The sequence below is a fragment of the Aeromonas sp. TW 6 genome (assembly GCF_013168745.1).
GTDB lineage: Bacteria > Pseudomonadota > Gammaproteobacteria > Enterobacterales > Aeromonadaceae > Aeromonas > Aeromonas caviae.
Map to the genome: position 1 here is coordinate 1 of NZ_JABERS010000074.1, position 9,790 is coordinate 9,790.

The window sequence follows — 9,790 nt, forward strand, 5'->3', positions numbered from 1 at the left end:
GGTTACGGATCGAGATAGCGGGTGCGGCCATGATGATCTACCTGCAAAAGAGAGTAATAGATCAGAACGGCCGATCGCCGTCAAGCACTGAAAATAGCAAAATCAGGTGCGGAATGACGGTTTCATCATCCGCTATGTGTCGCCGCTGCTGATCCTGGTGGTGATGCTCAAGGGGCTGGGGCTGTTCTGAGCCGCGTAACCCGAAACAAAAAAGCGCCTATTGGCGCTCTTTTTGTCTTTTACCCCGATATGTCTTCATATCAGGCAGAGTCGTGACAGCTCCTCCTTGAGCTGCTCCAGGTTGCGCTCGACACAGGCTTCCCCCTCGTCGATGGCGTCGCTCGCGCGGTGGAAATCCATGATGGAGAGGTTGCCAAGGCGCGGGCAGAGCTGGATCTCGGGGGGATCCCCGGCCATCCGGGCACGGGTGATGCGCTCCTGCATGATGTTGATGGAGCCCGTCATCACCCCCCACATGCCGGGAGTACTGGGCTCGCGCTCGCCCCGGTTCAACCACTGGCTGAGCAGCCCCCCCTGCACGGGCTCGTCCGGTTCGTCGGTCCAGGGCTGGTGCATATCGGTGTTGAGGTTGACGGCGATCACCACCTCGGCTCCCATGGCGCGGGCCAGGGAGATGGGGACCGGGTTGACCACGGCCCCGTCCACCAGCCAGCGATCCTCCACCCGGGTCGGGGTGAGCAGGCCGGGCATGCCGCAGGAGGCGCGCACACACTGGCGAAGCGGTCCTTCCTGCAACCAGATCTCGCGACCGGTATCGAGTTCGGTGGCGACGCAGGCAAAGGGCAGCGGCAGGCTTTCGATGGCGGGATCCCCCAGATGGCCGGCGGCGATGCCAAATACCTTGTCACCGCGAAACAGGCCGCCGGAGAGGGCAGGATCGAGCAGCCCCATGACCTGCAGGCGGCTGAAGCCGCGCACCCAGCTCTCCAGCTTGTCCAGTTCACCAGCGGCATAGGCGGCGCCGACAAAGCTGCCGATGGAGCAGCCAGCCACCAGATCCGGCTTGACGCCCAGTCGCTCCAGGGCACGGATGATGCCGATGTGGGCCCATCCTCGGGCCGCACCGCTGCCCAGGGCCAATCCCAGACGGGGTTTTCGTGACACAGTTGCGTCTCCTGACATGAAGTGGGAGTCCAGCTTACTCCGGCTTATCCTGTCCGTCATCCCGCCACGCTTCGCTGCGATTGCGGCCGTTGGCCTTGGCCTGATAGAGGGCGATATCGGCGCGGCGGATCACCTCCTGCAAGGAGATGGCCGGTGACTGGCGACAGTGGCCCAGGCTGACGGTCACTTTCAACTCGGCCGCGATGGCGCTCCAGGGATGCTCTGCTATGCACAGACGAAGCCGCTCGGCCAAGGGGGCCAGAGGGATCGCTTCATCGGCGACGAGCAGCAGGAACTCCTCGCCGCCCCAGCGGATCAGGTGGCACTCCCGTGTCAGCAAGGACTGGCAGAGCTGCACCAGACGGATGAGGACCTGATCGCCCACCCCGTGGCCGAAACGGTCGTTGACCTGTTTGAAGTGATCGCAGTCAAACATGATGGCGCCGATGCGTTGGCGGCCTGCCAGGGCCTGGCGGTGTTCGAAGGCATCGAAGTAGTGGCGGTTGAAGGCGCCGGTCAGGGCATCGTGGCGCGACAGGTAGTTGAGGCGCCGGTTGAGGCGCTGGGCACGCAGGCTGGAGACGGTCGCCACCACCAGACAGAGAATGGTGATGAGCGCCGTTGCCGATTGCCACAACAGCGTCTGCAGCAGAGGCAGCAGCGGGATGCGATGGATGAGGGAGAGCGGTGTCTCCGGGATGGGGTAGACGAGCTGCAGGGCGCCCTGTTGCCACTCATATTCCGCTGACTGCGCCGTCCTGACCGGGGGCGGCGCGGTACCGGACTGGCTGCTGGCGAGGATCTGCTGATGGGCGTTGAGCAGGAACAGGGTGCCAATCCGGGGGGCGAGGCGGTGCAGGGTCTGCGCCAGCGTGACGGTCTGGATGTCGATGCTGAGCAGGCCAATGATCTGGCCGCCCTGGGTAATGGGCTGGGAGAGGGTGATCATCTGCCCCCGTCCGGCAAAATCCTGGTAGGGGCGCGAGAGCATGGCGTGCTCCAGGTGGGGATGCCTGGCCATCGCCTCCTGCCAGTAGGCCTTGCTGTAAATCACGGGATCGAAGCGAAACTGGCTGGATGGCACCCAGGGATAGAGGTAGATGAAATTGTCCGTACCGGTGAAGTAGATCCAGGCCACGTCCCTGTCCAGCAGCTTGCTGGCCGTGGCGAGCAGGGGGGAGAGGCTGAGGGCGAGATGTATTCTGGCTTGCCGCTCGCTGCCGTCATGGGGCAGCGGGCCCTGCCCGGTCAGGTTGCCGATGAGGGCGGGGGGCAGATCGACAGGGATGCGATCCAGATTGATGCCGTGCTCCCCGTCGGATTGCAGCGCCTGATAGAGCTGGCGAGAGAGCACGGACTGGGGATTGCTGCGCAGGCGCTCCTCCGCCTGGCCGCGCATGGCCTCAAGGAAGGTCTCCATCCGCTGGTGCTGGCTGCTGAGCTGGGTCGCGGCGTTGATGGTGTCACGCTTGTTGATCTCGGTAACCTGGCGAAACGCATGTTGCAGGGCGAGCAGCAACAGCAGCAGGCCGAGGCCCAGCAGCAGCCACTGCAATCGGTATCTGGCAAAGGCGGGGGAGGGAATGGACATGGGCGTACCGGAAGATGGCGAGAGTCGGCATCAGTGTAAGGCAGAACCCTGACGCGCGTGCCGACAAGATGCGTTTTTGATGATCTTCTCACCGGACTGTTACGTTTTGTCACATTTATACATAGTCACGGCATAGTCAGGGGGTAACATGGTGCCATCCTTGATGAAGCTATCTCTTCTTCCTCTCTCTTTGACTGCATGGATCTTGTGATGAAAACGCGCGTGTGGCTGTGGCTTTTCCCTCTTCTTCTATTGCTGGCGGCGGGCGCCTGGCATCTGCGGCAGGCTGAACCCGCCAGCAAGCCAGCACCAAGAGAGATCAATATCAGGGCCGAAACCGTCAGGCAGAGTCTGGCCGAGCCCTCCATCAAGCTGGTGAGCAAGCTTGCGGCCAATCGCTCCGTGGCCATCAGCCCCGAGGTGACCGGCCGCATTGCCACCATCGCGGTGAGCTCCGGCCAGCAGGTCACACAGGGGCAGACCCTGATCGCCCTGGATGCGGGCAAGCAGCAGGCGGAGCTGGCCGAGCAGAGCGCCAGCGTGCGCGACGAGGCTCGCAAGCTGCGGGACATGCGCAAGCTGGTGGCGCGAGGCGCCGTCACCACCTCGGAGCTGGAGGGGCAGGAGGCGACTGTCGCCCAGGCCCAGGCCCGGGTCGATGCGGCCCGTTACGAGCTCTCCCTGCGCACCCTGGCCGCCCCCTTCGACGGCACTGTCAGCCTCATCGATCTCAGCGAAGGAGCCCTGGTCAACAGCGGCGACGTGCTCTTGCATCTGGACGAGCTGGCAAAACTGCGGCTCGATCTGGCGGTGCCCGAGCGCTACCTCTCCCTGCTGCGCCCCGGCATGGCGGTGACGGCAACCAGCTCGGCCTGGCCGGATCAATCCTTTTCCGGCGTGCTGGAGACCCTCGACAGCCGGATCTCCAGCGACACCCAGAACATCAAGGCCCGCGTCATCCTGCCCAACACCGGTGGCCAGCTGCGTCCCGGCATGCTGATGAACGTGGATCTCTCTCTGCCACCCCAGAAGATGACCCTGATCCCCGCCCAGTCGGTGGAGTATGCCGGCGAGCAGCGCTTCGTCTATCGCCTGGAGGCGGACGGACGGGTGAAGCGCGTGCCGGTGGAGCTTGGCGACACCCATGGCGAGGCCGTCTGGGTGCTCAAGGGGTTGAACGTCGGCGATCGCATCGCGGTGGAGGGGCTGGTCAATCTGCGCGACGGCGCCCAGGTACGTGATCTGGGCGAGGTGAAAGGCTGATGTGGCTCTCCGATATCTCAGTACGCCGTCCCCTGGTGGCGGTGGTCATCAGCGCCCTGCTCACCGTGTTCGGCCTGGTGGCCTTCAGCAAACTCACCGTGCGGGAGATGCCGGATGTGCAGACCCCGTCCGTTTCCATCACCACCACCTATGAGGGGGCGGCCCCCGAGGTGATGGAGAGCCAGGTCACCAAGCCCATCGAGGATCAGCTCTCCGGCATCAGCGGCATCAAGAACATCAACTCGGTGACCCGCAAGGGGCGCTCCTCCATCACGGTGGAGTTCAAGCTCGGCTGGAACATGCTGGAGGGCACCTCCGACGTGCGTGACGCCATCTCCCGGGCCAGACCCAAGCTGCCAGACGGGGCGGACGAGCCCATGGTGACCAAGGACAACGGCAACGGGGATGTGGCCATCTGGCTCAATTTCAGCAGCACCCAGATGGACCGTACCGCCATGACGGATTACGCCAATCGCATGCTGGTGGACCCCTTGAGCCTGGTGGACGGGGTAAGCGAGGTCTCCCTCTCCGGGGACCTGACCCAGGTGATGTACGTGCGGCTGCGCCCCGCCGACATGGCGGCCCGCGGCATCACGGTGGCCGACGTGCAGGATGCCCTCAAGCGGGAGAACATCGAGCTGCCGGGCGGCGAGATCCGCAACAACACCATGACCATGGCGGTGCAGATCGCACGGCTCTATCACAGTGCGGAAGATTTTCGCACCCTGCCGGTGAAAACTGCCACCAATGGTCAGAGCATCTATCTGGCGGACATTGCGGATGTGGAGGTGGGGGCCAAGAACGAAGACAGCGCCTATCAGCGCAACGGCCGCGAGAGCCTGGGGATTGGCATCGTCGCCCAATCCACAGCCAACCCCCTGGCGGTGGCCCAGGGCATCGAGAAGAAGCTCGTGGAGATGCAGCGCTTCCTGCCGGAGGGGGCTACCCTTGAGGTCGACTACGACTCCACCATCTTCATCAAGCAGGCCATCGACGAGGTGTATGAGACACTCGCCATCTGCGCCCTGCTGGTGGTGGCCGTGCTCTATCTCTTCCTCGGGCAGGGGCGCACCACCCTCATTCCGGCCATCACGGTGCCCGTCTCCCTGATTTCGGCCTTCATCGGTGCCTGGTATCTGGGCTTTTCCATCAACCTCATCACCTTGCTGGCCCTCATCCTCGCCATCGGCCTGGTGGTGGATGACGCCATCGTGGTGGTGGAGAACATCCACCACCACCTGCAACGGGGCGAGTCCCCCTTGATGGCGGCCTGGCACGGCACCCGGGAGGTGGGCTTTGCCGTCATCGCCACCACCGCCGTGCTGGTGATGGTGTTCGTGCCCATCGCCTTCATGGACGGCATGGTGGGGCGCCTCTTCACCGAGTTCGCCATCCTGCTCTCCCTGGCCGTGCTCTTCTCCTCCCTGGTGGCGCTCACCCTGACCCCGGCCATGGGCTCCTGGCTGATGCGTGCCGTGGACAAGCCCAACGCCCTGACCGCCACCCTGGACAAGGGACTTGGCTGGGTGGAGGAGCGTTATCGCCGCGTGCTGGGGGCCGTGCTGCGCCGCGCCGTCTGGATGCCCCTGGTGTTGCTGCTCTGCCTCGGCGGCATTGGCGCCCTCTTTGGCAAGCTGCCCGCGAGCCTCACCCCGACCGAGGACAGGGGCGTGCTCTATGTGTTCGTGAAAGGGGCGGAGGGCACCAGCATCGAGCGGATGAAGCGCAACATGCAGCAGGTGGAGGCCGCCATCCTGCCGCTGCTCGGCAAGGGGGTGGTGCAGGCCATGAGCTTCAGCACCCCGGCCTTCGGGCGCGGCGGCGATCAGACCGGCATGGCCATCATCCAGCTCAGTGACTGGGCGGTGCGAGACGAAACGGCCACCGAGTTTGGCCGCTCCCTGAGCGGTCGCCTCGCCGGCATCCCCGACGTGATGATCCGCACCTTCCAGCCGGGGTTCAGAGGCGGCTCCACCGCGGCGGTGCAGTTCGTGCTGCAAGGCTCCGATTACGGCGAGCTCAACCAGCAGGGGCTGGCGCTCAAGGAGGCGGCGGCCCAAAGCGGGCTGATGCAGAGCCCGGATCTCGACTATGCCGAGAAGACCCCGGAGCTGCAGGTGACCATAGAGCGGGAGCGAGCCACCCAGCTCGGCATTCCGGTCTCCACCATCGCAAGCTCCCTGCAGGCCCTGCTCGGCGGCGTCAGCCAGACCACCTATGTGGACAGGGGCGAGGAGTATGACGTCTACCTGCGCGCCAACCAGACCCAGTTCAACGGTATCTCCGACATCAGCCGCATCTATTTGAAGGCCGCGAGCGGCGAGATGGTGAGCCTCTCCACCCTGGCGACCGTCACCCAGGTGGCGAGTCCCCAGCGCCTCAACCACTACCAGCGCCAGAAGGCGGTCACCCTCACCGCGGACGTGGCCTCCGGCCACACCCTGGGGGAAGCGCTCGACTTCCTGGATGGCTGGGCCGCAGATCACCTGCCCACCGGCATGTCGGTGGATTACGCCGGCGAGTCCAAGGACTATCGCGACAACCAGGGGGAGATGGCACTGGTGTTCGGCCTGGCCCTGCTGGTGGTCTATCTGGTGCTGGTGGCCCAGTTCGAGAGCCTGCTGACCCCGGCGGTGGTGATGATGACGGTGCCGCTCGGCATCTTCGGCGGCCTGCTCGGCCTCTGGCTCACGGGGCAGGAGCTCAGCATCTACAGCCAGATAGGCATGATCATGCTCATCGGCATGGTGACCAAGAACGGCATCCTCATCGTGGAGTTCATCAACCAGCTGCGCCAGCGGGGTGAAGGGTTCGAGGAGGCGATCATCCAGGGGTCGGTGCGCCGCCTGCGCCCCATCTTGATGACCTCGCTCACCGCCATCATCGGCGCCGTGCCCCTGATGCTCTCCATGGGGGCGGGGTACGAGAGCCGGATGGCCGTGGGGACCGTGGTCTTCTTCGGCTTGTCCTTGGCGACCCTGGTGACCCTGCTGGTGGTGCCCGCCATCTATCACCTGATCGCCAGACGCGCGGGGATGACGGGGGCACGGGACCGACTGGTGGACGAAATACTGGCCACGGCAACCCCGGCCAGTCCCTCCCCGGTGCCGGGGGCGGTGGTCCCCGAGGGGCGTGACAAACCGGCGGCCTAGCGTGCCGACCCGCATGACAGCAAGCAGGGCGCCAATGGGCGCCCTGCTTGTTGATGAGATCGGAGTCTGTCACGCCGACCTGTCGCGCCCGCTCGAAGGCGCCTCTTCCCCTCGCGTTCTGTGGGGGCAAAAAGCCGTCGCCCCCGCCTTGCTCTGCCGGTATAATGCGCGACCCGAATTGTTCCAGGTGGTCAAAATGCAGCCGGTTACCAACCTCTTCTCCTATCCCCGTTACTGGGCCGAGTGCTACGGCACGGCGCCCTTCCTGCCCATGTCCCGTGCGGAGATGGACAAGCTCGGCTGGGACAGCTGCGACATCGTGCTGGTGACAGGCGACGCTTACGTGGATCACCCGAGCTTCGGCATGGCGGTGATCGGCCGCATGCTCGAATCACAGGGTTTTCGGGTCGGCATCATCGCCCAGCCGGACTGGTCATCGAAGGATGACTTCATGCGCCTGGGCAAGCCCAACCTCTTCTACGGGGTGACGGCGGGCAACATGGACTCCATGATCAACCGCTACACCGCCGACAAGAAGCTGCGCCACGACGACGCCTACACCCCGGGGGATGTGGGCGGCAAGCGGCCGGATCGCGCCACCTTGGTCTACACTCAGCGCTGCAAAGAGGCCTATAAAGAGGTGCCGGTGGTCATCGGCGGCATAGAGGCATCCCTGCGCCGCATCGCCCACTACGACTACTGGTCCGAGACCATCCGTCGCTCCATCCTGATCGACGCCAAGGCCGACATCCTCATCTACGGCAACGCCGAGCGCCCCTTGGTGGAGGTGGCTCACCGCATCGCAGGCGGCGAGACCATCGACACCATGCAGGACATTCGCGGCACCGCCGTCATCCGCAAGGAGCCGCTGCCGGGCTGGCGCGGGGTGGATTCGAGCAAGCTCGACCAGATTGGCCGCATCGATCCCATCCCCAACCCCTATATGGAAGGGGCGCCTTGCTCTGATGACGAGGGTACCGCGCCGTTGGAGCAGGAGGCCAAGCCCATCCTGGTGCAGCCCCCTAAGCAAAAACCGTGGGAGAAGACCTATGTCAAGCTGCCGGCGTTTGAGCGGGTGAAGGAGGACAAGGTGCTCTACGCCCATGCGTCCCGCATCCTGCACCACGAGACCAACCCGGGCTGCGCCCGCGCCCTCTCCCAGGCCCACGGCGATCGCATCATCTGGGTCAACCCGCCCGCCTTCCCGCTCGAAACCGACGAGATGGACGGGGTGTTCGGCCTGCCGTACCAGCGGGTGCCGCACCCGGCCTATGGCAACGAGAAGATCCCGGCCTACGACATGATCAAGACCTCGGTCAACATCATGCGCGGCTGCTTCGGCGGCTGCTCCTTCTGCTCCATCACCGAGCACGAAGGGCGCATCATCCAGAGCCGCTCGGAAGAGTCGATCCTCAAAGAAATCGAAGAGATCCGCGACAAGGTGCCGGGCTTTACCGGCGTCATCTCGGATCTGGGCGGCCCCACCGCCAACATGTACCGCTTACGCTGCAAGAGCCCCAAGGCCGAGCAGACCTGTCGCCGTGCCTCCTGCGTCTGGCCGACCATCTGCCCGCACATGGACACCGACCATAGCCCGACCATCAACCTCTATCGCAAGGCGCGCGACCTCAAGGGCATCAAGAAGATCCTGATCGCCTCTGGGGTGCGTTACGACATCGCGGTGGAAGATCCGCGCTACATCAAGGAGCTGGCCAAGTACCACGTCGGCGGCTACCTCAAGATCGCGCCGGAACACACCGAGGAGGGCCCGCTCTCCAAGATGATGAAGCCGGGCATGGGCAGCTACTACAGCTTCAAGGAGCTGTTCGACAAGTACTCCAAAGAGGCGGGCAAGCAGCAGTACCTGATCCCCTACTTCATCTCCGCCCACCCGGGTACCACGGATGAAGACATGGTGAACATGGCGCTCTGGATTAAAGCAAACCGCTTCAAGCTCGATCAGGTGCAGAACTTCTACCCGTCGCCGCTCGCGAACGCTACCACCATGTATTACACCGAGAAAAACCCGCTCAACAAGGTGAGCCGCCAGGGCGGGGACGTGTTCGTGGTGAAAGGGGAGCGTCGCCGTCGCCTGCACAAGGCGCTGCTGCGCTATCACGATCCGGCCGGCTGGCCGATGATCCGCGAAGCCCTGCTGGAGATGGGCAAGGGCCACCTGATCGGTAACGGCCCCGACTGCCTGGTGCCGCCTGAAGGCCGTGGCGAGGCCAAGGCCGAGCGCAGCCGCAACAAGGGCCTCAAGCCCGCGTTGACCCGCCACAGCGCCATCACCCATCAGCGCAGCAATGGGGCGGACAGCAAGACCGCTGGCGGCAAGGCGGTGGGCTCCCAGTTGCAGAAAGGGGCGGGTAATGGCAAACCGGCCGCACATGGCGAAGGCAAGGGCAAACCTACCGGAAAACCCGCCCACAAGGGTAAAACCCCGACCCGTGCAGGCTCTGCCAAGCCGGGTACTCAAGGAGGCAAGCCAGCGGCGAAAGGGAATGGTGCCAAGCGACCGGCTCGGTGAGTTGTAAGTATTCACCGGAACAGTATTGACACAGGAAAAATGAGACGATCGTCTCTTGATCCCACTTTCCTGCTTGCTTGATCCTGCTCCTTAGATACGCTCCCCCCATGAGCAAAAACACCATGCATT

5 protein-coding genes are annotated in these 9,790 nt (G+C 64.3%); 3 read left to right on the forward strand and 2 right to left on the reverse strand.

The genetic code is table 11. The features are described from left to right. Positions 1-255: 255 nt before the first annotated feature. A complete protein-coding gene (gene rssA, locus HKD46_RS20395) occupies positions 256-1,125 on the reverse strand; it encodes a patatin-like phospholipase RssA (RefSeq protein WP_041213338.1) in 870 nt (289 codons plus the stop codon). A gap of 34 nt (positions 1,126-1,159) precedes the next feature. Further along, entirely contained in the window at positions 1,160-2,716 is a 1,557-nt protein-coding gene (locus tag HKD46_RS20400) for a sensor domain-containing diguanylate cyclase (protein ID WP_171865902.1), read from the reverse strand. Positions 2,717-2,926: 210 nt separating this feature from the next. On the opposite strand from HKD46_RS20400, the gene HKD46_RS20405 reads away from it, so the two are divergent. From HKD46_RS20405 to HKD46_RS20415, 3 genes are all read left to right on the forward strand, one after another. Further along, positions 2,927-3,979: an efflux RND transporter periplasmic adaptor subunit gene (locus tag HKD46_RS20405; protein ID WP_052815157.1), complete on the forward strand. Its 1,053-nt coding sequence runs from the start codon at positions 2,927-2,929 to the stop codon at positions 3,977-3,979. Beyond that, a complete protein-coding gene (locus HKD46_RS20410) occupies positions 3,979-7,131 on the forward strand; it encodes an efflux RND transporter permease subunit (protein ID WP_161646953.1) in 3,153 nt (1,050 codons plus the stop codon). Before HKD46_RS20405 ends, HKD46_RS20410 begins: the two co-directional genes overlap by 1 nt. A 196-nt stretch (positions 7,132-7,327) precedes the next feature. Beyond that, positions 7,328-9,661, forward strand: a complete 2,334-nt coding sequence (locus HKD46_RS20415; protein ID WP_171865903.1) for a YgiQ family radical SAM protein — start codon at positions 7,328-7,330, stop codon at positions 9,659-9,661. Positions 9,662-9,790 lie beyond the last annotated feature (129 nt).

Coding starts and splice junctions, on each gene's coding strand:
- HKD46_RS20400 (WP_171865902.1), bottom strand. CDS start 2,716: ATGTCCATTCCCTCCCCCGCCTTTGCCAGATACCGATTGCAGTGGCTG.
- HKD46_RS20405 (WP_052815157.1), top strand. CDS start 2,927: ATGAAAACGCGCGTGTGGCTGTGGCTTTTCCCTCTTCTTCTATTGCTG.
- HKD46_RS20410 (WP_161646953.1), top strand. CDS start 3,979: ATGTGGCTCTCCGATATCTCAGTACGCCGTCCCCTGGTGGCGGTGGTC.
- HKD46_RS20415 (WP_171865903.1), top strand. CDS start 7,328: ATGCAGCCGGTTACCAACCTCTTCTCCTATCCCCGTTACTGGGCCGAG.